We start from the raw sequence: 21,285 nt of genomic DNA on the forward strand, positions 1-21,285 counted from the left end.
TCCGGTCAATAATCACACGCGCGAGAAGATCCGGACCGCCGCCATGGGCGGTCCGGAACGCCGATCACCACGGCTCAGGGCATGCCGGCCAGCGTCTTCACCTGCTGGATGAAGGCGTCGCGCTTCACCTCGTTGTAGAGCCGCTCGCGCAGGCGCGGCGCCGGCGAGGCATTGACGTTCTCGAAAAGCGCCACCCTCCCCGCGAGGGACGACGACGTCATGTCCCAGATGAAGTTCATCAGCAGTTCCTTCACCTCGGCGCTGACGCCCTTGCCGGGCAGCAGATCGTGCAGGTGATGGCCGATCTCCGGGTTGTCGAAGGCCGCCTTGCCGAAGCGCATCACCAGCCCCTGCCCGCACAGCTCCTGCAGGATGTGGATGATGCGCGGATAATGCTCGATGGAATAGAGCCGGCCGGCGGTGAGCATGCCGACATCCGGGGCCATCACCTCGCCCTCGGTGGGCCTGGCCAGCGCCTCGGCGGCGGTGACGAAGGCGCGCAGCGTCTGGGCGTATTGGATGATCTCGCCCAGCATGCCCTGCACCGCCGGGATATGCGCGGTGCCGAGCACGTCCAGCACCAGCTGGCCGGCGCCGACGAACAGCTCCGCCTTCACGGTGAGGCGGGTCAGCACGTGCCAGTGCGCGAACACGCAGACCGGCCCGTAATAGGACATGGCGGTCGGGTCGCCGAGGTTGAAGATGCGCTCGGTTGGCACGAAGACGTTGTCGAAGATGATGAGCTGGTCGGCTTCCTCGCCGAGCCGGGCGACCGGATGGTCGAACGGGTCGGCGCCGGGATGCGAGACCATCTCGCGCGAGATCAGCTTGATGCCGTCGGCGTTGATCGGCACCGAGGCCCAGATGCAGGCTTCCGCCGGGGTCTCGCGGATACCGCCGAGATTGGTGAAGAAGATCTCGTTGGCCTGGGCCGAGATCGAGCCGACCGTCTTGGCGCCGGAGACGCGGATGCCGCCCTTTTCGACACTCTTCACCTTCAGCAGCGAGGCCTCCGCGCCCTTGGCGCTGGAGCGGTCGTTCTGCGGGCCGGTGAGGCTCTCGGAGGCGGTCAGGTTGTTGTCGCGGCCATAGGCGACATAGGCCTCGATATTCTCCGCGAAATCGGGCGAGCAGCCCTCGATCAGCGACTTCTTGGCCTTGAAGGTCGGCAGATAGGCGAGCAGCCCCACCGCGATGGCCGGGGCAAGGTCCGGCGGCCGTCCGAAGGTGCCGGCGGTCTTGAGCGAGGTGTACTCGATCATCTTGCGGCGATCGGCGAGGTCTTCCTTGGTGCGCGGCACCTGCCACGCCCGGCTCGCCACCGCGCCGGTCTCGTCGACATAGGTGGTGGCGTCGGCGAATTCCGGCTTGAACTGGTCGTCGAACATCGAGGCGATCAGGTCGACGCCGGCCGACAGCGCCGGATCGTCGAACACCCTGGCGATGCGCTTGCCGCCGACCCACAGCGCGCGGCCGTCGTCGAGCGAGGCCTTGAACTCCTCACCGGTCTTGAGCTTGTGGCCCGCCGGAAGCTCTCCCTGGAGTTCCCGCTTCGCCGTCTGCGCGTTCATCGTCCGCTCTCCTCTGAAGAACCCGCTTCCCGGACGCATGTTCGAGCATCCTGGCCGCGCCGATTGGCGAGGCGGCATGCCACGGACGGACCGCTTGCATGGCTTCACTGCCGGGCTCGGGCTGAGCCGATCCAACCATTGAATGCCGGAAATGGTCAAGCCCCTTCGACGCGGCATTTCACTGCCTAAAATTTGATCTTCTGCATGGTAAAAGAAATAATATTACCCATTCCCAAAATCAGAACGACGAAAATTATGGATTTTGCATTTGTTTCAACGCGAATGTTCTGCCTCAAGAATGATCACCATAAAATATCCCACTCATTTCAACCGATCAGAACCGACCGTATCCGATACCGATTCGCTTGACCAAAATCTTTGGTTCTGGCTTTTTGGTTGAGTTGAATGGACATTACGGCGCGGCGCGCCATCGCGGGAGAAGTCGGCATGCCGAGCCCCGGACCAGGACCACGACCCGACCGGTCAGTCGCTCCCGCGCCGGCGGCAGTCCAGCGGCTGCGCGCGCCCTGCCGACAGGCAGACGAGGTCGAGGGCCGGCTCGGCGGATCCGGCGCGGCGGACGAGGCCGATCTCGCTGCGCGTCGAGACGTCGGCCCCGGCATAACCACACCACAGGCGCTGCACCGGCATGCGGTCCTGCCTGTCGTTGAGCAAGAACACTTCGCCGGTCGCGGGCTTAGACCACAGCCCGGCCTCGAGCCGGCCGCCCGGCTCCGCCACGCCGATGTCGGCCGAATACCAATGCGCAATGGCGGCCGAGCAGGAAATGGAGCGGTCGGTACGGTTCGCGACCTGAAACGGCACCGCGGCCAGCCCCTCCACGCCCCGCTCGACGACAACCGCCTCCTCCGCGAACGCCGGCACCGCAGAGAAAGAAACCAAAAAACAATAAGAAATAAAATTCCTACTCATTTCTACAAAACCTCGACCTTCAGCTTTGTTCTGATAGTATAAATTGTCCGTTCATGGAACATAAATTTCCATACGGGCTACAAAGAGGACCTTCCATGAGAAAACATATTCTCCAGAGCATGGCACTGGCCCTGCTTCTCGGCACGGCTTCCATGGCGCAGGCGGCGGAGATCAAGTCCATCGCCATCCTGACCCCGGAACCCGGCACCGATTATGGCTGGAACCAGCAGGGCATCGACGCCGCCAAGGCGGCCGGCAAGGCGGCCGGCGTCGAGGTGCTCGTCGCCGACAATCTCGGCTATGGCGACGTGCGCCCGACGCTGCGCGAAATGGCGCAGGACGGCGCCGGCCTGATCATCGCCCATGCCAGCGGCTACAACACCGCCGCGCCCGAGATCGGCGCCGAGATGAAGGTGCCGGTCGCCATCGTCGACCTGCCGGACGCCAAGAAGGCGGGCGCGGTGGCCGACTACACCGCGAGCGGCCATGAGGGCGCCTATCTCGCCGGCCGCCTCGCCGCCAAGATGAGCAAGACCGGCACCCTCGGCATCGTGGTCTCGGGCGAGCCGCCGTCGTGGAACTCGCAATCCGCCGCCTTCGCCGAGGGCGCCAAGGCCGAGAAGCCCGGCATCAATGTCCGCTACGCGGTGATCGGCCCGGCGGCCTATTCCGACGCGGCGGGCGGCAAGCGCGTCACCGAGGCGCTGATCGCCGCCGGCGCCGACATCATCTTCGGCCAGGGCAACGGCTCCAGCTTCGGCATGCTGCAGGCGGTGGAGACCAACAAGGCCACCAATGGCGGCAAGGTCTATTTCATCGACGTGATCGGCGACAAGACCGCCATCGACAAGGGCAACCTGCTCTCCTCGGTGGTATGGAACCTGGAGCCGGTCTATGCGGCGATGATCGCCGATATCAAGGCCGACAAATATGGCAGCCGCAACTACGACATCAACCTCAAGGACGGCTCGGTGGAGCTGCTCAAGAGCAAGCATGTCCCCGACGATGTCTGGGCGCAGATTGAGGCGCTGAAGAAGGACATCATCGCCGGCAAGATCAAGGTGACGGCGAAATACGACGCCGACAGCGTGCACAAGCTGGTCACCCAGCTGCCGCAGTGACGCGGAACCGCCGCGAGAGCGCCGGCCTGATCGGGTCGGCACTCTCCGGTGGAACGTCCTCTCACCCGCCCCTCCTTCGGGAGGCGGGTGTCGATGCGGCCCCTCTCCCGCCGGCGAACCCGGCCGTCGCCGCATTCGCCCGTCGGCACGGCCGGGATCGGATGAGGCCGATTCTGGCGGGAGCGCCGGGACGAGGGGAAACCGGAACGGACCATGACCCAGATTCACACATCGCCCCCGCCGCACGCCGAGCCACGGCCGATCGTCTCGCTCGATCACGTCACCAAGCGTTTTCCCGGCGTGGTGGCAAATGAACGCGTGTCCTTCGACCTCTGGCCCGGCGAAGTCCACGTGCTGCTCGGCGAGAACGGCGCCGGCAAGTCGACGCTGGTCGGCATGCTCTCCGGCCTGCAGCTGCCCGACGAGGGGGGCGTGCTGATCGATGAGCGGGAAGTGCGCATCGCCTCGCCGGCGCGGGCGCTGGAGCTCGGCATCGGCACGGTGTTCCAGCACTCCATGCTGGTACCCTCGCTCAGCGTCGTCGACAATATGGCGCTCGGCGGCAAATGGTGGTCGCAGCCGGACCGCGACGGCGTCGCCGCCAGAATGGCGGCCGTCTGCGCCGATATCGGCGTCACCCTCGATCCGCATGCCAAGGTCGGCTCGCTCTCGCTCGGCGAGCAGCAGCAGGTGGAAATCGTGCGGGCGCTGATGCGCGGCTCGCGCGTGCTGATCCTCGACGAGGCCACCGCCATGCTGACGCCCAAGGGAGCGGAAGACCTCGGCGCGCTCATGGGCCGGCTGACAAAGCTCGGCATCGCCGTGGTGTTCATCACCCACAAGCTCAACGAGGCGCTCGCCTTCGGCCACCGCATCACCGTGCTCAGGCTCGGCCGCAAGGTCGGCGAGATCGCGCCGGAGCGGCTCGCCGCGCTCGGCCCTGCCGCCGCCACCGCCGAGATCGTGCGCCTGATGTTCGGCAGCGATACCGCCGCCCGCGCCGCCGTCGCCGAAGCCCCGCGCCGTTCCCGCCCGGCCGGTCCGCCGCTGCTGGAGATCGCCGGGCTGGCGGTGGACGATCCGGCGGTGCCGGTCGCCGGCATCGACCTTGAGGTCGCGCCGGGCGAGATCGTCGGCCTCGCCGGCATCGACGGCAACGGCCAGAAGCAGTTCGCCGAGGCACTGGCCGGCCAGCGCCGACTGGCGGCCGGCACCATCCGCCTCGGCGGCGAGGGGATCGAGCGGCTGGATGTCGGGGGGCGGCGCGCGCGCGGCCTGCGCTACGTCACCGACGACCGGCTCGGCGAGGGCACGGTCGGCGCCTTCCCCATTTCGCTGAACCTGCTGCTCAAGCAGGTGGGCGAGGCGCCGTTCTGGCGCCGGGGCATCGAGCAGCCTGACGCCATCGCCGCGCATGCAAGGCGGCTGGTCGGCGAATTCGACGTGCGCACGCCCGGCATCGAGACCGCCATCGGCAAGCTCTCCGGCGGCAACATCCAGAAGGCGCTGCTGGCGCGCGAACTCTCCGGCGCGGCGCGGGCGGTGATCTTCGCCAAGCCGACCTACGGCCTCGACGTGCAGAACATCCGCGCCACCCGCCAGCGCATCCGCGAGGCGGCCGAGCAGGGCCTGGCGGTGATCCTGATCTCCACCGACCTCGAAGAGGTGCTCGAGCTGTCCGACCGCGTCGCGGTCATGTCGCGCGGGCAGATCGTCGGCGTGGTCGACAACGATGCCGATGCCCGCAACCGGGTCGGCGAACTGATGAGCGGCGTGACGGCATGAGCGAAACCACCCAGATCGGCAGCGATGCCCTCCTCGCCCGGCGCAGCGGCGCCCGGCGCGAGCGCGTCCGCCTCATCGCCATGGCGCTCGGCCCGGTGTTCGGCGCCATCGTGCTGTCCGGCCTCGTGCTGCTGGCGCTCGGCGTCGACCCCATCGCCTATTACGGCTATGTGGTCGATCGCGGGCTGATCAATCCCTATGGCCTGCAGGCGACGCTGACCCGGATGGGGCCGCTGCTGCTGATCGCCGCCGGGCTGATCGTCGCCTTCCGGGCCGGCATCTGGAACCTCGGCGGCGACGGCCAGTTCCTGCTCTCGGCGGTGGTGGTCGCCGCGCTCGGGCCGCTGATGGTGCCGTATTTCCCGGTCTGGATGGTGCTGCTCATCGGCCTGCTGGTCGGGGCGATGGTCGGGGCGGTGTGGTCGCTGCTGCCGGCGCTACTCAAGGCCTATCAGGGCGTCAACGAGATCATCACCACGCTGATGATGACCTTTCTCGGCGTCTCCTTCGCCAATGTGCTGGTGAAGCTGTTCTTCCGCGATCCGGCGACCACCGTGCCGCAGACCCGCACCCTCGTCGTCGCCGACCGGCTGCCGCGCCTGTTCGATACCACGGTGTCGAGCGGGCTGCTCATCGGCCTCATCGCCATCGTGGCGGTGCATCTCGTCATGACCCGCACCGCCTTCGGGCTGAAGCTGCGCATCGTCGGCGCCAATCCGCGCGCGGCCATCCATGCCGGCCTCAACGTGCCGCTGCTCACCCTTGCGACCTTCGCCATCTCGGCGGCGCTGGCCGGGCTCGCGGGAGCGGTCGAGATCATGGGCGTGCAAGGCAATGTGCGCGCCGACTGGAATCCCGCCTACAGCCTCACCGTGGTGCCGCTGGTGTTCCTGGCGCGGTTCAACGGATTCGCCTCCATCGCCTTCGTGTTCCTGTTCTCGGTGCTGTCGATCGGCGGCGAGAGCGCGGCCCGGCGCACCGGCGTGCCGAATTTCTTCACGCTGGTGGTGGTGGCGATCCTGCTGATCATGCTGGGCATCACCGAATATCTCGACCAGCGCCGCCGCGCGGCCGGCAAGTAGGGAGGCCACCATGTCCGCTCTGTTCACGCAAGCCTTCCTCACCTCCCTGGTGCTCGGCGCGCTGACCGCCGGCATCCCGCTGATGCTCGCCGGGCTCGGCGAGCAGATCTCCGAGAAGGCTGGCGTACTCAATATCGGCATCGAAGGCATGATGCTGTTCGGCGCCTATCTCGGCTTCCTCGTCGCCTATTCGACCGGCTCGGTGTGGCTCGGCTTCCTCGGCGGCGGGGTGGGGGGCATGATGGTGGCGGCGCCGATGGCGCTGTTCTGCATCCGCATGGGCCTCAGCCAGATCGTCATCGGCATCGCGCTGACGCTCGGCGCCGAAGGGCTCACCGCGCTGCTGCATCATTTCCAGTTCGCCCAGAGCTATCCGCGCCTGCCGGCGGTGGAGACGCTGGCGATCCCCGGCCTGTCCTCGATCCCGGTGATCGGGCCGGCGCTGTTCGACCGTCCGCCCATCGTCTATCTCGCGGTACTGGCGGTGGCGGTGACGGCCTATGTGTTCCGCCGTACCCAGCTGGGCCTCGCCTTGCAGGCGGCCGGCGACAAGCCGGCGGCGCTCGATGCGGCCGGCGTCGACGTGGTGCGGGTGCGGACCGTGGCGGTCCTCACCACCGGCTTCCTCGCCGGGATCGGCGGTGCCTTCATGTCACAGGTCGGCGCCGGCATCTTCGTGCCGTTCATGACCAACGGCGCCGGTTTCATCGGCATCGTGCTCGCCATGCAGGCGCGCGGCCGTCCGCTCTGGGTGCTGTGCGGCGCGCTGCTGTTCGGCGCCTGCCTGTCGGCCACCACCGCCCTGCAGGTCGCCGGGGTGAGCATCCCGACCGACATCATCCAGATGCTCCCCTTCGCGGCGGTGCTCACGGTGCTGGTGCTGTTCGGCCGCCGCGCCAGCCTGCCGCCGGCGCTCGGCACCCATTATGTGCGGGGTGCGCGATGACGGCGCCCCGCCTTGCCCGCTCAGCCTGCGTCGATGACCGCCAGCGCCGCGGCGACGCCGGCGCCGACATCGACGCGATGGCCGAGGGCGGACAGTCCGCCGCCGAGAGCGGACAGCGCCACGATCGCATGGAGCGGCTGGGCGGTCGGCCCCATATGGCCGATGCGGGTGAGCTTGCCGTGCGTCTCGCCGCGACCGGAGGACAGCACCACGCCATAGCGCGCGCGAATCTCCGCCCGGAGCTGTGCCTCGTCGATGCCTTCCGGCGTGCGCACGGCCGTGCAGGTGGGCGAGGCGAATGCCTCCTCCGCCGGCCAGATGGCCAGCCCCATCGCCTTGAGCCCGGCCCGGCAGGCCGCGGCGGTGAGCGCGTGGCGCGCCCAGACCTTCGACGGCCCCTCGGCGAGATAAAGGTCGATGGCGGCCTCCAGGCCGTTGATCTCCGCAATCGAGGGCGTGAAGGGGAACGGCCGGTCGGCGCGCCAGGCGTCCTGCCAGTCGAGGATCGACAGGATCGACGCGCGGGGAGCCTGGAGGTTCGCCTTCATCTTCGCCCAGGCGCGATTCGATACACCGAGGATGGACAGGCCGGGCGGGCAGCCCAGGCATTTGTTGGGGCCGGTGACGAGCAGATCGATGGCGGCCGATTCGGCATCGACCGGCATGCCGCCGAAGGACGACACCGCATCGACCAGGAACAGCGCCCCGTGCCGCCTCACCACCGCGCCGATCTCGGCGACCGGATTGACGGTGCCGGACGGCGTGTCGTGGTGGCAGGCCGCGACGACGGTGATGTCCGGCCGCGCGGCCAGCACGCGGGCGACCTCGGCCGGATCGATCACCCGATCATACGGCACCGCCAGCTCGACGATCTCGGCTCCCGAGCGTGCCGCCCAGCCCTCGAAGCCCTTGGAATAGACGCCGGAAACCAGGTTGAGCATCACGTCTCCGGGCCCGAGCAGCGAGGCCGCGGCGGCCTCCAGACCGAGCACCGGCTCGCCATGGAGAATGACCGGCATGGTCTCGGCCTTCACCACCGTCGCGAGCTTTTGGGCAACCCGCTGATAGGTCGCCTGAAACACGGGATCGTAGTCATAGAGCACCGTGGCGGCGAGGCTGCGCAGCACGGCGGGGTAGGCGTCGACGGGACCGGTCGTCAGGGTGAAGACCGGCAGATCGGACGGGGCGTAACGCATGATTTCGCTCTGGATCGTTGGCGGAACCCTAGGCCATCCGGCCGAGCGGCGGATGCGAGACCCAACCAAAAAATCGACCGAATTTGCCTTAATGGTTCAACATTGGCACCAAGCGGCGTCCGGAGCAACCATGTTCGCAGCTGAGCGAGGGCCGCGCAGGATCGACGATTTCCTCAAGGTTTATCGGTACTCCGGAGGGTATCGAGCCGTCCTTCATGGGCGTTCTTCACGAGGGCAACGCACCGAAAGAGTCCCCTTGGGTCTCGACCAGATGGCAACCAATATTGTAACTGGGCGGCCCCAACCCTACAATTGGCGGTGGGAGCTGCCACCGCCACGCAATCAAGGGACTTCTGCGTGGCCGGCGCCCCAAACACGAGAACGGATGTAACCTCGATGGACGCGATAGCGGACAAGACCGGGCGCAAAGGGCGCAGGACATCCGAGACCGAGAACCGTGCCGATGCGGACGGGCGCGAGCCCGGCGGGATCGGCGAACTGGTGGAAGCGATCCGTGGCATCGTCGCCCGCACCGGCAGCATGCCACCGGAGCGCGCCGTCGCCGAGGAGCTGAACGTCAAGCGCCATACGCTGCGGCGGGCGCTCGGCGTGTTGCGCGCCCGCGGCGAGCTGGAGCCGGCCCGCGCCGGCCGGCGCGCCTCGACATCCTCCAGCCTCGACAGCAGCCGCAGCCTGATCAACTCCACCAATCCGCTCGAGGTGATGGAGCTGCGCCTGATGCTGGAGCCGGCGCTGGCGCGGCTCGCAGCGTTGCGGGCAAGCCCGGTCGAGATCGACCGCATCCTGCGCGCGGCGACCACCGACCCGGATGCCGATCCGATCGCCGCCGACATGGTGTTCCACAAGGCCATTGCGGCGGGGGCGCGCAACGCGCTCGCCTCCGAGCTCTATGTGCTGCTGCACCGGGTCGCCAGCGATGGGCGGCTGCGCTTCACCGACAGCGACGCCACTTTGCTGCCCGAGCGCGTGAAGCTACGCGATGCTGAGCACCGGCAGATCGCCGAAGCGATCGCCGCCCGCGATCCGGAAGCCGCCGAGCGCAACATGTGGCAGCACCTCGCCACCCTGCAGCAGAAGATCACCGGCCGGCTCGCGCCCGGCGGGCCGCCCTAGGCACCGCTTTCCGCTCCTCGCCGCTCTGGCCGATCCCATGCCGACCGACATCCGCGGGCGCCTCGCCCGCGGTGCCTCCCTTCCTTTGCCCGATGCCTCGCGGAGATGCCTGCGATGAAGTCTTTCGATGTGCTGATCATCGGCGCCGGCTCGGCCGGCTGCGTTCTGGCCGCCCGCCTTTCGGAAAATCCCGATCTCAAGGTGGGAGTGCTCGAGGCCGGCGATCACCCGCGCGATCCCGACATCGCCATTCCACAGAAATGGCCGAGCCTGCAGGATCGCGCCTATGACTGGGCCTATCGCACGGTGCCGCAGCCGGGAACGGCGGGGCGCGTGCATCCTTGGCCGCGGGGGCGAATCGTCGGCGGCTCCAGTTGCCTGCACGCCATGGCGCATGTGCGCGGCCACGCCGCCGATTTCGCGCCCTGGGCCGAGGCGACCGGCGATGCACGCTGGTCCTATGAGGGATTGCTCCCAGGCTTCCGCCGCAGCGAAAGCTATTCCAAAGGGGCCAGCCCCCTGCACGGCGCCGATGGACCGCTGACCGTCCATCTACCGGACGAAGAGCTGAGCCCGGTGGTGCGCGCCTATATGGCGGCCGGTGTCGAGCGCGGCATACCCGCCATCGGCGACCACAATTCCGGCCCGCTCAACGGCGTGGCGCCGAACGCGCTTACCATCCGCGACGGCAGACGGGTCAGCGCCGCCGACGCCTATCTGGCGCCGGCTCTCGCCCGTCCCAATCTGGAGCTGCTCACCGGGGTACGGGTGCATCGGCTGATCATCGACGGCGACCAGGTGACCGGCGTGCTGGCGGAGATCGACGGACAGCCGCAAACTCTCTCCGCCGAACGCCTCTGCCTCTGTGCCGGAGCGGTGGCCTCGCCGCTGCTGCTGATGCGCTCGGGCATCGGACCGGCGGAACAGCTCAAGGCCGCGGGCATCACCTGCCTCGCCGACCGGGCCGAGGTCGGCGGCAATCTGCACGATCACCTGCTTACCGCCGGCAATGTCTATCGCGCCCGCCGGCCGGTGCCTCCCTCCCGGCTGCAGCACTCGGAATCGCTGATGTATCTCGATGCCGAGGATCCGACGCGGCCGGACGGCCCGCCGGACGTTGTGCTCGGCTGCGTGGCGGCACCGACCGTCTCGGAGTGCTTCGCGCCGCCGCCCTATGGCTCGGCCTACACAATCCTGTCCGGCGTCACCCACCCGACCAGCCGTGGCCGCCTCACCGTGAGCGGGCCGTACCTCGATTCGCCGCCGCGCATTGATCCCGCCTATCTCTCGACCGAGCACGACCGCCGCCTCGCCCGGCGGGCGCTCGAACTCGCGCGCGAGATCGGCCACGGCGCCGCGCTCGATGAATGGCGGGCGGAAGAAATCCTGCCCGGCATCGATGTTCGCGACGACGCGGCGATCGACGCCTTTCTCGCCCGCGCGGTCATCACTCACCACCATCCTGTCGGTACCTGCCGCATGGGGGCGGATGAGGCCAGCGTGCTCGATGCCGACCTGAAGCTGCGGGGCTTCGAGGGACTGCACGTCGTCGATGCCTCGGTGATCCCCACCATCACCTCCGGCCCGGTGCATGCGGCGATCCTCGCCATCGCCGAGACCTTTGCCGCAGGCTTCGCGGAAACAAGCCGAACGGCAATATGAACACATACAATATTGACATTGTAGGCATACGTTCTTATCTGATGCTCAACGTCGGAGGGAGAGCGTCATGTCCAACGCACAGTGGCCGCCTTTGTCGCCATTCAGGACCGGGGTGCACGGGCTCTGTCCGCGTTGCGGGCAAGGCCATCTGTTCGAGGGCTTCCTGAAGCTCAAGCCGCGCTGCGAGGTCTGCGGCCTCGATTATTCCTATGCCGATCCCGCGGACGGGCCGGCCTTCTTCGTGATGATGTTCCTGTGCGTGCCGGCGGTGATCTTCGGCCTGTGGCTCGAGATCGCCTATTCGCCGGCCTGGTGGGTGCATCTCGCCACCAGCCTGCCGCTGATATTGCTCACCTGCATCCCGCCATTGCGCCCGCTCAAGGGCTGGCTGGTGGCCGCGCAGTATTTCTACAAGGCGGAAGAAGGACGCCTCGTCACATCCCCGGAAACCAAGCCGGCCGCCTGAGGCGCCACGCGCTACACCACCGCGGCATCGCTCACATGCCGGTCGGCTAGGATGTCGGCGAGCGTGCGCAGCGCAGCCAATAGCCGGGCGCGATCGGGAATGCCGCCGAGCGACACGCGCACCGCGTCCGGCGCCCTGCCCTCGATGCAAAAGGCATCCGACGGGGTGACGCCCAGTCCCTCCAGCCGCGCCGCCTCGATGAGCCGGTGGCGGTCCCAGTGGGGTGGCAGCGGCAGCCAGACATGCAATCCATGAGGATGGGCCTGCCCCGTGGCGGGCAGGATTTCCGCCGCCGCGCGCTGGCGGTCGGCCGCCTCGCGGCGGACGCCCTCGAGCAGTTCCTCCGCGACGCCGAGGCGGATCCAGTGCATGGCCAGGGCCGTCATCAGCGGCGAGGGCATCAGGATCAGCCCGCGCAACGCCGCCACCAGCGCCTCGCTTTGCCGCACGGACGGCGCGACCACGAAGGCCGTGCGCAGGCCGGGCGTCAAGGTCTTCGACAACGTCGCGATGTAGAAGCTCCGCTCCGGCGCCAGAGCGGCGACCGGCGTCGGCGCATCCCCCGCAAGGCGGGCATAGGGGTCGTCCTCGATGATCTGGATGTCCCGCTGCCGGGCGATCCGCACGATGGCCTCCCGCCGGGCGGCGGAGAGCGTAACGGCAGTCGGGTTGTGGATGGTCGGCGTGAGATAGAGCAGCCGGGCGCCGCTGGCGGCGAGCGCCGCCTCCAGCGCCTCCGGCCGCATGCCTTCCGAATCGCCCTCCACCGCTTGCAACCGCAGCCCTTGCTGGCGGGCCGCCGCGCGCAGGCCGGGATAGGTGAGCCTGTCCGCCGCCACCGCCTCGCCCGGTCGGGCGAGCAGGCCGAGCAGCGCCGCAAGCGCCGGCTGCGCCCCGGGTGTGACGATCAGGCGCTGCGGATCGACGGCACCGAGCAGCAGCTCCAGCCACAGGCCGCCAGCCGAACGGTCGGCCAGCGAGCCGGCGCCGATATGATAGCTCATCAGCAGGTCCACATCGGAACGCCGCAGCACCTCGGCGAGCCCTTCCTGAAGCTTGTCGGCAAGTCGCACGCCCTTGGGCGGGGGCGGAATGTTCATCGACAGATCGAGCAGGAAGGCCGAGGCCTCCGGCCGGGCGGCGATGAAGGAGCCACGCCCGGTCATCGCGTCGACAAGACCGCGATGACGCGCCTCGGTATAGGCGCGCGTCACCGTGGTAAGATCGACGCCGAGCCGCACGGCCAGATCGCGCTGGGGCGGCAGCCGTGCCCCAGGCCGCAGCGCGCCGGCGCGCACCGCTTCCTCGATCATCGCGACAATCTGGAGATAGCGCGGCCCGGCTCCCTCCCGGAATCCTCGCAGCCAGGGCAGGCTCGGCTGGCTCTTCGCCATGTCGCGCTCCGTAGACCCATGCATTTGTAGAAATGTCTGCGCGACATTACCGCCGAACCAGAGGCAGCGCCAGCCCGGCCCGGCCCGGCCCGGCCCGGCAGCGGCCTCGCGCCTCGGTCGCGAAGCGGCCAATGACGAAACGGAGGGAGCGGCCTTGCCCGCTACCGGTGCATCACCGTTCGCAACACCTCGAACAGCCGGTCGTCCAAGGATTGCGCGGCGTTGAATCGCATGAAGCCACGCGCCGACTGCGACAGGCTGAACACATTGCCGGGCGCGAGCACGACGTCCAGGCTCAATGCCTCCCGCGCAATCTCGGCGGCATCGAGGTCATCGGGCAGACGACACCAGAGGAACATGCCGGCCTGCGGCTCCACCCAGGGAAGGATGCCAAGCTGCTTCAGCCGCGCCCCGACCTCCGTCCTGACCCGCGCCAGCCGCTGGCGCAGGCCATCCATATGTTTTCGATAGCCGCCATCGCGCAGCACGCCGTAGACGAGTTCCGCTCCCAGCCGACCACCGCCGAAGCTGGTGGCGATCTTCAGATCGACCAGCGCGTCGATCCACTCCCTTCGCGCGGCGATGAAACCACAGCGCACCGAGGCCGACAGGGTCTTTGAGAAGCTGCCAATGTGCACGACCCGCTCCAGCCCGTCGAAAGCGGCAAGCCGGGACGCCGGCGCATGCTCGAAATCGGCAAAGATATCGTCCTCGACGATGGTAAGGGCCGCCTGGTCCGCGAGTTTGAGGATGCGGTGGGCCACGACCGGCGACAGCACCGCGCCGGTAGGGTTGTGCAGCGCGGAATTGGTGATGTAGAGGCGCGGCCGGTGCTCAGCCAGCGCGGCACCGAAGCGCTCCACATCCGGCCCGTGCGGCGTATAGGGCACTCCGACGATCCGCGCCCGATGCGCCCGCAAAAGCGCATGAAAATTGAAGTAGCAGGGGTCGTCGACCAGCACGGCATCGCCCGGCTCGATCAGCAACCGACACAGCAGATCGATCGCCTGCGTACCGGATTCGGTGAGCAATATGCGCTCCGGCGCGGCATCGATGCCGCGCTCGGCCATGCGGCGCGCGAGCAGATGGCGCAGCGGCGGCAGGCCGAGCGGCGTGCCGTAATCGGCAAGATCGGCATCATCAGCGCGCGCGAGATGCCGGAGTGCCCGGCGCAACCCCGCCTGCGGCATCCAGTCCGCCGGCAGCCAGCCGCAACCCGGCTTGAGAACCGCCCCCTCCGCCGCCAGCGACTGGCGCGAGACCCAGAACGGGTCGACGGCACGGTCGAGTTTCGGCCCGATCTCGGCCATGGACAACGGTGCCAGCGGGCCCGCGACATAAAAACCGGAACCGGGACGCGAGACGATCACGCCCTCCGCCACCAGCCGCTCATAAGCCTCCACGATGGTGGAAGCCGACAATTGCAGGCTTCCCGCCAGCGATCTGATCGAGGGCAGCCGATCGCCCGCGGTCAGGCTCCGCCCGGCGATCCGGCTGCGGATCAGTTCCATGACCGCTTCGAGACGCGTGCCCGATGGCTCCACGGCGTGTTTCACAACCCCATCCGTACGGCAATTGCATCCATAACAGTTTGAACAAACTGTATGGCACCGTGTCTGGCGATGCCAGCGGCTGCACGCCATAAGCCTCGGGATTGTCGAGGAGCGGAAGATGGGCCGGACGACGACGGGGTGGATCAACGGGCTGGTCGGCGTGCTGATCTTCAGCGGCTCGCTGCCGGCGACGCGCGTGGCGGTGGCCGATTTCGATCCGGTGTTTCTCACCGTCGCCCGCGCCGCCATTGCCGGCCTGCTCGGGCTGGCCATGCTGATCGCCTTCCGGCAGGCCCGGCCGCGACGAAGCGATCTCGTGCCGCTCGCCATCGTCTCCTTGGGCGTCGTGATCGGCTTCCCGCTGCTCACCGCGCTGGCGCTACGCTACGTCACCTCGGCGCATTCGATGGTGTTCATCGGCCTGCTGCCGATGGCGACGGCCCTGTTCGGCGTGCTCAGGGGCGGCGAACGGCCGCGGGCGGCCTTCTGGCTGTTTTCCGGGCTCGGCAGCCTACTGGTGGTTGGCTTCGCGCTCAGCCAGGGCCTTGCCGCGGCGCCGATCGGCGACGCGCTGATGCTCGCCGCCATCATCGTCTGCGGTCTCGGCTATGCGGAAGGCGCGCGGCTTTCGCGTCGCCTCGGTGGCTGGCAGGTCATCTCATGGGCGCTGGTATTGTCGCTGCCCGTGACGGCGGTTGCAGCGCTCCTGCTTATGCCAGCCTCCTTTGCCGCGGTGGAGGCCCCGGCCTGGGCCGGCCTCGCTTATGTCTCGCTGTTCAGCATGCTGATCGGCTTCGTGTTCTGGTATCGCGGGCTTGCCCAGGGTGGCATTGCCGCCGTTGGCCAATTGCAGTTGCTGCAACCGTTTTTCGGCCTCGCCCTCGCCGCCACCCTGCTGGGCGAAGCGGTGACCCCGCAAATGCTCGCCTCCACCCTCGCGGTGATCCTGTGCGTCGTCGGCGCCCGCCGATTCGCCGCGCCGCTGCCGCTCACGCGAGGAGAGAATGCACGATGAGATCCGCGACATGGGCGCGGCGCTCGTCGAGCTCGGCCTTGCTCTGCAGATTGCGGTCGAGAATCACTGACAGGGTGAACTGGTTCGAGAAGTAGAAATAGGACAGGCCGGCGATGGAAATCCATAGCTGGGCCGGATCGACGCCGGAGCGGAACACGCCGGCGGCGATGCCGCGATCGAGAATGCCCTGCAACAGGCCGATCAGCGGCGAATGCAGCCCCTTCACCCGCGCGGATTCCTTCAGGTGCCGTGCCTGGTGCAGGTTCTCGCTGTTCAGGAGATTGATGAAGGTGCGATCACCGATGAAGGAATCGAAGGTGAACGTTACCAGCGCCCGCATCGCCGCCTCCGGCGCCAATTCGTCGAGATGCAGCGCCACCTCGGACATGCGGGCGCGCTCATAGGCGGCTTCCAGCACCGCCAGCCAAAGGCCGCGCTTGGAGCCGAAATAATGATAGATCATCCGCCGATTGGCGCCGGAGCGCGAGGCGATGGCATCGATGCCGGCGCCGGCAAAGCCGCGGGCAGAGAATTCTACCGTGGCGGCGGCGAGAATGCTGGCGCGGGTACGCTCGGGATCGCGCGCGCGCACCTCGCGCGGCGGTGTTTCCACTGTCCCGTCCCCGACGGGACGAAGCTTGCTACCGGCCATTTCGCTCACGCCCTTGCCCTGCCGTTCCCACATGGCAAGGTCCCTCGGCCTTCCTATACGACGGCGCGGTGACGGGCGATACAGGTTGACAGTACCTCCTCCATCGGCAGGCTCCACCAGCGCTCGGAGAAGATCTCCACCTCGCTGAAGCCGTCATAGCCGACCGCCTCGACCTGCGCCCGGATGCCCTTCAGATCGATCACACCGTCGCCCATCATGCCGCGGTCGTTCAGCATGTCGGCCATCGGCACCAGCCAGTCGCAGACGTGGTAGGCAAGCAGCCGCTCCCTCCCGCAGCGGGCGATCTGCGCGGCAAGCTCCGGGTCCCACCAGACGTGGAACACGTCCAGCGCCACGCCGAGCGCGCCGGTGCGGGCGGGATCGAGCGTGTCGCAGATGTCGAGCGCCTGCCCGGTGGTGTTCACGCAGGCGCGGTCGGCGGCGTACATCGGGTGCAGCGGCTCGATGGCGAGCGGCATGCCGACCTTGCCCGCGTACTCCAGCAGCGCGCCGATGCCGTCCTCCACCATGGCGCGGGCGCCGGCGAGGTCCTTCGAGGGCGCCGAGCCGGGGCGGGAGAACTGCGGCAGGCCGCCCACCACCAGCACCAGGCAGGACGCGTCGAGCGCGGCAGCCTCGTCGACGGCGCGGCGATTGTCGTCGGCCACCTCGGCGAGGCGAGCGAAATCGGCGGGGAACATGCCGCCCCGGCAATAGCCGGACAACTTCAGCCCGGCCGCGCGCACCGCTTTCACCGCCCGGTCGAGCCCGACGCTCGCCACCTGGTCGCGCCAGGGCGAGATGGCGGGGATTTCGGCGCGGGCGCAGGCGTCGATGATGGCGAGGAGATCGCCCTGCCGGCGCACCGTCGCGGTGTTGATGGAGAGCTGCCGGTGATCCGCCGAGAAATCGCGCAGCAGGGGGGCGGTCGTGGCGGGAGAGGTGTGTTGACCCATGGCTGATCCCTCACCCCTCGACGCCGCGCACCGCCAGCACCGCCCGCATCCGTGCCGCAGCGAAGTCCGGATCGGCGAGCAGGCCGGCGCGGTCGGCGAGGCGGAATAGCTCGGCGAGATGCAGCGTCGAGCGGGTGCTCTCCTGCCCGCCCACCATGGTGAAATGGTCCTGATGGCCGGCGAGATAGGCCATGAACACCACGCCGGTCTTGTAGAAGCGGGTCGGCGCCCGGAAGATGTGCCGCGACAGCGGCACGGTCGGTTCCAAAATGTCGTCGAAACTCGCGCGGTCGCCGGCCGCCAGCGCCACCAGGGCCGCCGAGGCCGCCGGGGCGATGGCGTCGAAGATGCCGAGCAGCGCGTCGGAATGGCCCTGCTCGTCGCCGGCGATGAGCTCGGCATAGTTGAAGTCGTCGCCGGTATACATGCGCACGCCGGGCGCGAGACGCCGGCGCATGGCGATCTCCTTGTCCTTGTCGAGCAGCGAGATCTTCACACCGTCGACCTTCGCCGCATGGGCGTTGATGACGGCCACCGCCGTATCCATGGCGCGGTCGGGATCGGCGTGGCCCCAATAGCCCGCCAGCGCCGGGTCGAACATCTCGCCCAGCCAGTGGATGATCACCGGCTCGGCCACCTGCGACAGGATGCGGTCGTAGACGCGGATGTAGTCCTCCGGCGAGGTCGCGACCTTCGCCAGCGCCCGCGAGGCCATGAGGATGATGCGGCCGCCGACGCCCTCGACGGCGGCGACCTGCTCCTCATAGGCGCGGATCACGTCGTCGAGGCTTTTGGCGTCGGCCGGGGCGAGATGGTCGGTGCCGGCGCCCGACGAGACGAGGCCGGGCTCGGAACGCGTCTTCGAGGCCTCGACCGAGCGGCGGATCAGTTCCAGCGAGGTCGGCCAATCCAGCCCCATGCCGCGCTGGGCGGTGTCCATCGCCTCGGCGACGCCGAGGCCGAGGCCCCACAGATGCTCGCGGAAGGCGATGGTGCGGTCCCAGTCGACCGCCGCCGTCAGCCATGGGTCGACGTCGGCGAGCGGGTCGGCCACCACATGGCCGGCCGAGAAGGCGACGCGGTTCATCGGGCCGGCCGGGCGGTCCGGGAAAGCGCGCGGCGCCGAGAGGCGGAAGGTCTCCACCCCGCCGCCCGCCACGGGCAGGCGGAGCGAGAGCGCGGTGAGCGTGCGGTCGAGGGAGTTCATGTCTGGTCCCGCCTCCCGCTCACTCGGCGGCCCGGAGCACGGCGTGCTCGGATTCTTCGAGGCTCGGCACGTCGATCCAGCGGCGCTCGCGCCAGCTCTGCAGCGCGCATTCGACGAGCTGCACGCCCTTGGCGCCCTCGCGCAGCGTGTACCTGTAGGGCGCGTCCTCCACAATGTGGCGGACGAACATCTCCCACTGCACCTTGAAGCCGTTGTCGTAGACGAGGTTGTCCGGCACCTTCTGCCAGTCGGAATAGAAGTCCATGGTCTGCTTCTCGTCCGGGTTCCACACCGGGCGCGGCGTGGCGGTGCGCGGCTGCATCACGCAGTCCGACAGGCCGGCCACCGCCGAGCCATGGGTGCCGTCGACCTGGAAGGTGACGAGGTCGTCGCGATAGACACGGGTCGCCCAGGACATGTTGATATGGGCGATGGCGCCGCCCTCCAATTCGAAGGTGGCATAGGCGGCGTCGTCGGCGGTGGCCTCGTAGGCCTTGCCCGTCTCGTCGACGCGGCTCGGAATATGGGTGGTGCCGAGGCAGGACACCGACTTCACCTCGCCGAAGCAGTTGTCGAGCACGTAGCGCCAGTGGCAGACCATGTCGAGGATCATGCCGCCGCCATCCTGTTCGCGGTAGTTCCACGACGGGCGCTGCGCCGGCTGGCCCCAGTCGCCCTCGAACACCCAGTAGCCGAACTCGCCGCGCACCGAGAGGATGCGGCCGAAGAAGCCCGAATCCCGCAGCAGCCGCAGCTTTTGCAGGCCGGGCAGGAACAGCTTGTCCTGCACCGCGCCGTTCTTCACGCCGGCCTCCTCGGCGAGCTTGCAGATGCGCAGCGCCTCCGGGAGGTTGGTGGCGATCGGCTTCTCGCAATAGACGTGCTTGCCGGCGCGGATCGCCTTCTCCAGCAGCGCCGGGCGCATCTGGGTGGTGGCGGCGTCGAAGAAAATCTCGTTCTGCGGGTCGGCCAAAGCGCCGTCGAGGTCGGTGGTCCAGCCTTCGATGCCGTACTGCTTCGCGAGGCCGGCGATCTTCTCCTCGTTGCGGCCGACCAGGATCGGGTCGAGTTGCACCTTCGAGCCGTCTGCGAGGGTGACGCCGCCCTGCGCGCGGATCGCCACCACCGAGCGGATGAGGTGCTGGTTCATGCCCATGCGGCCGGTGATGCCGTTCATGACGATACCGAGGCGTTTGGCGCGCGCGCTCATGCGAAGATCTCCTGTGAGGCGAATGTCGTGGTGAGAGGCGTCAGCGCGGCCCAGTCGGGCGCGGCGCCGCCGGCGAAGCCCGGCCCGGCGACAAGCCGGGCGGCGGGCAGGGTGGCGGTGCGGGTGTCGAGCCGGACCTTGCCGGCCTCGACGCGGTAGAGTTCGGGAAAGGCGCGGGCGAAGGCCTGCGCCTCGTGCTCCGGCGCCGGACCGAAGCCGGCGACGTAGTGATGGCCGTTGCGCTCGACATGGGTCAGGCCGAGCGCGGCGACGAGCGCGGTGTCCTGCTGCACGCCGAGGCCCGGCTGGCAGGTGAGGTCCTCGCCGGTGAGGAGGTAGCCGCCGCCGTGCCGGCGGTTCAGCCGGGCGACGCGGGCGGCGTTCAGCACCGCCTTGTAGAGGCCCTTGCAGGATTTCGACGACACGCCGCGATAGCCCCGCGCCACCGCGCGGGGAAAGGCGTCGTAGCTGTCCTCCGCCTCGTCGATGATGACGGGCACGCCGATCGCCGCCGCGTCGAGCGGCATCTCGAACGTCGTGCGCCGGTCATAGGGCTGCTCGATGTGAATGAGCCGGCTAAAGAACCGCGCCAGCGCCGGATCGTCCTGCAGCGTCGCGGCCAGCAGGGCAAGGCGCGGCGGGTCATATTGCTCGTTCGCGTCGAGGCTCGCCGCATAATCCGGCACCCGTGCGTCGAGCAGCGCGGCGATGGCGCGCAGCCGCGCGAGGTCGCCGGTCACATCGCCGCCGATCTTGATCTTGAAATAGCGCAGTGGCGCCGCCGCGATCTCCTCCGCGAGGCTGCCCGGGCCTTCGATGGCGTCGGCGAGGCCGACCGTGTGGCGCAGTGCCACCTCGCCGGAGGGGGTGAGGCCGGCGAGGAAGTCCGCGATCTCTGCAGCGTCGAGGTCTGGCGTGAGACGGGCGTCGAGGCCGGGCGCGTTGGTGCGCAGACCCTCGGCGAGGCCGATGCCGAGGCTGGAGAGCAGGGCGTCGAGCACCGCCTTGTCGATGAGCGCGACGCCGAAGTTTCCCGCGAGGCGGGCGATGCCCTCCCCGTCCGCCCATTGCGTCTGGCGGGCGAGCGCGGCGGCGTGGTGGCCGAAGGCGGTGTCGGCCTCGCCCCGCCCGGTGAAATGCCCGGCGGCAGCGAGGAGGCTGGCGCGCAGATCATCGATGGTCCGGGCCGGCGACTTGGCCGGGTCCTTATCGAACCATTTCGGCATCATCATCTCGGCGGAGGCGCCCTTGACCCGGCCGACGCCCGGCAGATCGATCACCGCCCGGACGAAGGCCTGCGCCGCCGCCTCCACCGCCACTGCGCCGAAGCGGAATGGATGGGCGAAGGGCATCATGCGCTCGAAGGCATCAATGCGGGCTATGGTGAAGCGGGGCGCCATCG

At 68.6% G+C, this 21,285-nt stretch carries 18 protein-coding genes; 8 read left to right on the forward strand and 10 right to left on the reverse strand.

Features of this window, described 5'->3' with window-relative positions; genetic code table 11:
* Positions 1 to 74 precede the first annotated feature (74 nt).
* Both J2X65_RS03600 and J2X65_RS03605 read right to left on the reverse strand, forming a co-directional pair.
* Entirely contained in the window at positions 75 to 1,571 is a 1,497-nt protein-coding gene (locus J2X65_RS03600) for a 4-hydroxyphenylacetate 3-hydroxylase N-terminal domain-containing protein (RefSeq protein WP_310198110.1), read from the reverse strand.
* A 483-nt stretch (positions 1,572 to 2,054) separates the two neighbouring features.
* The gene (locus J2X65_RS03605) at positions 2,055 to 2,456 is read right to left on the reverse strand and encodes a hypothetical protein (RefSeq protein ID WP_310198112.1); all 402 of its coding nucleotides are present in this window, start codon (positions 2,454 to 2,456) and stop codon (positions 2,055 to 2,057) included.
* Between the two features lie 143 nt (positions 2,457 to 2,599).
* Between J2X65_RS03605 and J2X65_RS03610 the strand changes: the two genes are divergently transcribed.
* The 4 genes from J2X65_RS03610 to J2X65_RS03625 all read left to right on the forward strand — a co-directional run bounded on the left by J2X65_RS03610 (position 2,600) and on the right by J2X65_RS03625 (position 7,438).
* The gene (locus J2X65_RS03610; protein ID WP_310198116.1) at positions 2,600 to 3,625 is read left to right on the forward strand and encodes a BMP family protein; all 1,026 of its coding nucleotides are present in this window, start codon (positions 2,600 to 2,602) and stop codon (positions 3,623 to 3,625) included.
* A 213-nt stretch (positions 3,626 to 3,838) separates the two neighbouring features.
* Positions 3,839 to 5,410: an ABC transporter ATP-binding protein gene (locus J2X65_RS03615; RefSeq protein ID WP_310198119.1), complete on the forward strand. Its 1,572-nt coding sequence runs from the start codon at positions 3,839 to 3,841 to the stop codon at positions 5,408 to 5,410.
* The gene (locus J2X65_RS03620) at positions 5,407 to 6,492 is read left to right on the forward strand and encodes an ABC transporter permease (protein ID WP_310198122.1); all 1,086 of its coding nucleotides are present in this window, start codon (positions 5,407 to 5,409) and stop codon (positions 6,490 to 6,492) included. Before J2X65_RS03615 ends, J2X65_RS03620 begins: the two co-directional genes overlap by 4 nt.
* Before the next feature lie 10 nt (positions 6,493 to 6,502).
* The gene (locus J2X65_RS03625; protein ID WP_310198123.1) at positions 6,503 to 7,438 is read left to right on the forward strand and encodes an ABC transporter permease; all 936 of its coding nucleotides are present in this window, start codon (positions 6,503 to 6,505) and stop codon (positions 7,436 to 7,438) included.
* A gap of 20 nt (positions 7,439 to 7,458) precedes the next feature.
* On the opposite strand, the gene ppaT is transcribed toward J2X65_RS03625, so the two are convergent.
* Positions 7,459 to 8,634 (reverse strand): pyridoxamine--pyruvate transaminase, encoded by a 1,176-nt coding sequence (gene ppaT, locus J2X65_RS03630; protein ID WP_310198125.1) that lies wholly within the window; start codon positions 8,632 to 8,634, stop codon positions 7,459 to 7,461.
* A 396-nt stretch (positions 8,635 to 9,030) separates the two neighbouring features.
* On the opposite strand from ppaT, the gene J2X65_RS03635 reads away from it, so the two are divergent.
* The 3 genes from J2X65_RS03635 (at position 9,031) to J2X65_RS03645 (ending at position 11,896) form a co-directional block, all read left to right on the forward strand.
* Positions 9,031 to 9,768 (forward strand): FCD domain-containing protein, encoded by a 738-nt coding sequence (locus J2X65_RS03635; protein ID WP_310198127.1) that lies wholly within the window; start codon positions 9,031 to 9,033, stop codon positions 9,766 to 9,768.
* A gap of 114 nt (positions 9,769 to 9,882) precedes the next feature.
* Positions 9,883 to 11,430, forward strand: coding sequence for a GMC family oxidoreductase N-terminal domain-containing protein (locus J2X65_RS03640; RefSeq protein ID WP_310198130.1), 1,548 nt, complete (start codon positions 9,883 to 9,885; stop codon positions 11,428 to 11,430).
* Positions 11,431 to 11,497: 67 nt separating this feature from the next.
* Complete coding sequence (locus J2X65_RS03645; protein WP_310198133.1) at positions 11,498 to 11,896, forward strand: DUF983 domain-containing protein; 399 nt, start codon at positions 11,498 to 11,500, stop codon at positions 11,894 to 11,896.
* 11 nt (positions 11,897 to 11,907) lie between these two features.
* Here the strand turns inward: J2X65_RS03645 and J2X65_RS03650 are convergent, their stop codons facing one another.
* Together J2X65_RS03650 and J2X65_RS03655 are read right to left on the reverse strand one after the other, a co-directional pair.
* Positions 11,908 to 13,290, reverse strand: coding sequence for a PLP-dependent aminotransferase family protein (locus J2X65_RS03650; protein ID WP_310198136.1), 1,383 nt, complete (start codon positions 13,288 to 13,290; stop codon positions 11,908 to 11,910).
* Positions 13,291 to 13,451: 161 nt separating this feature from the next.
* Positions 13,452 to 14,801 carry a PLP-dependent aminotransferase family protein gene (locus J2X65_RS03655; RefSeq protein WP_310198139.1) on the reverse strand — a complete coding sequence of 450 codons (1,350 nt, stop codon included), beginning with the start codon at positions 14,799 to 14,801 and terminating at the stop codon, positions 13,452 to 13,454.
* Between the two features lie 160 nt (positions 14,802 to 14,961).
* On the opposite strand from J2X65_RS03655, the gene J2X65_RS03660 reads away from it, so the two are divergent.
* Positions 14,962 to 15,858, forward strand: a complete 897-nt coding sequence (locus J2X65_RS03660) for a DMT family transporter (RefSeq protein WP_310198141.1) — start codon at positions 14,962 to 14,964, stop codon at positions 15,856 to 15,858.
* Here J2X65_RS03660 and J2X65_RS03665 read toward each other — a convergent pair.
* The 5 genes from J2X65_RS03665 to J2X65_RS03685 form a co-directional block, all read right to left on the reverse strand.
* Positions 15,833 to 16,471 carry a TetR/AcrR family transcriptional regulator gene (locus J2X65_RS03665; protein ID WP_310198143.1) on the reverse strand — a complete coding sequence of 213 codons (639 nt, stop codon included), beginning with the start codon at positions 16,469 to 16,471 and terminating at the stop codon, positions 15,833 to 15,835. The two genes, J2X65_RS03660 and J2X65_RS03665, sit on opposite strands and share 26 nt — an antisense overlap.
* Before the next feature lie 92 nt (positions 16,472 to 16,563).
* Positions 16,564 to 17,427 (reverse strand): sugar phosphate isomerase/epimerase family protein, encoded by an 864-nt coding sequence (locus J2X65_RS03670; protein ID WP_310198556.1) that lies wholly within the window; start codon positions 17,425 to 17,427, stop codon positions 16,564 to 16,566.
* Positions 17,428 to 17,476: 49 nt separating this feature from the next.
* On the reverse strand, positions 17,477 to 18,673 hold the full coding sequence (locus J2X65_RS03675; RefSeq protein ID WP_310198146.1) for a dihydrodipicolinate synthase family protein: 1,197 nt from the start codon (positions 18,671 to 18,673) through the stop codon (positions 17,477 to 17,479).
* Positions 18,674 to 18,692: 19 nt separating this feature from the next.
* Positions 18,693 to 19,883 (reverse strand): Gfo/Idh/MocA family oxidoreductase, encoded by a 1,191-nt coding sequence (locus J2X65_RS03680; RefSeq protein ID WP_310198149.1) that lies wholly within the window; start codon positions 19,881 to 19,883, stop codon positions 18,693 to 18,695.
* Positions 19,880 to 21,283, reverse strand: a complete 1,404-nt coding sequence (locus J2X65_RS03685; RefSeq protein ID WP_310198152.1) for an enolase C-terminal domain-like protein — start codon at positions 21,281 to 21,283, stop codon at positions 19,880 to 19,882. Before J2X65_RS03685 ends, J2X65_RS03680 begins: the two co-directional genes overlap by 4 nt.
* Between the last annotated feature and the right edge of the window lie 2 nt (positions 21,284 to 21,285).

Source organism: Ancylobacter sp. 3268 (assembly GCF_031456575.1).
GTDB lineage: Bacteria > Pseudomonadota > Alphaproteobacteria > Rhizobiales > Xanthobacteraceae > Ancylobacter.

Bases quoted from the DNA above. Each gene is read 5' to 3' on its own strand.
- J2X65_RS03600 (WP_310198110.1), bottom strand. From the start codon at position 1,571: ATGAACGCGCAGACGGCGAAGCGGGAACTCCAGGGAGAGCTTCCGGCG.
- J2X65_RS03610 (WP_310198116.1), top strand. From the start codon at position 2,600: ATGAGAAAACATATTCTCCAGAGCATGGCACTGGCCCTGCTTCTCGGC.
- J2X65_RS03615 (WP_310198119.1), top strand. From the start codon at position 3,839: ATGACCCAGATTCACACATCGCCCCCGCCGCACGCCGAGCCACGGCCG.
- J2X65_RS03620 (WP_310198122.1), top strand. From the start codon at position 5,407: ATGAGCGAAACCACCCAGATCGGCAGCGATGCCCTCCTCGCCCGGCGC.
- J2X65_RS03625 (WP_310198123.1), top strand. From the start codon at position 6,503: ATGTCCGCTCTGTTCACGCAAGCCTTCCTCACCTCCCTGGTGCTCGGC.
- ppaT (WP_310198125.1), bottom strand. From the start codon at position 8,634: ATGCGTTACGCCCCGTCCGATCTGCCGGTCTTCACCCTGACGACCGGT.
- J2X65_RS03635 (WP_310198127.1), top strand. From the start codon at position 9,031: ATGGACGCGATAGCGGACAAGACCGGGCGCAAAGGGCGCAGGACATCC.
- J2X65_RS03640 (WP_310198130.1), top strand. From the start codon at position 9,883: ATGAAGTCTTTCGATGTGCTGATCATCGGCGCCGGCTCGGCCGGCTGC.
- J2X65_RS03645 (WP_310198133.1), top strand. From the start codon at position 11,498: ATGTCCAACGCACAGTGGCCGCCTTTGTCGCCATTCAGGACCGGGGTG.
- J2X65_RS03650 (WP_310198136.1), bottom strand. From the start codon at position 13,290: ATGGCGAAGAGCCAGCCGAGCCTGCCCTGGCTGCGAGGATTCCGGGAG.
- J2X65_RS03655 (WP_310198139.1), bottom strand. From the start codon at position 14,801: ATGGAACTGATCCGCAGCCGGATCGCCGGGCGGAGCCTGACCGCGGGC.
- J2X65_RS03660 (WP_310198141.1), top strand. From the start codon at position 14,962: ATGGGCCGGACGACGACGGGGTGGATCAACGGGCTGGTCGGCGTGCTG.
- J2X65_RS03675 (WP_310198146.1), bottom strand. From the start codon at position 18,673: ATGAACTCCCTCGACCGCACGCTCACCGCGCTCTCGCTCCGCCTGCCC.
- J2X65_RS03680 (WP_310198149.1), bottom strand. From the start codon at position 19,883: ATGAGCGCGCGCGCCAAACGCCTCGGTATCGTCATGAACGGCATCACC.
- J2X65_RS03685 (WP_310198152.1), bottom strand. From the start codon at position 21,283: ATGGCGCCCCGCTTCACCATAGCCCGCATTGATGCCTTCGAGCGCATG.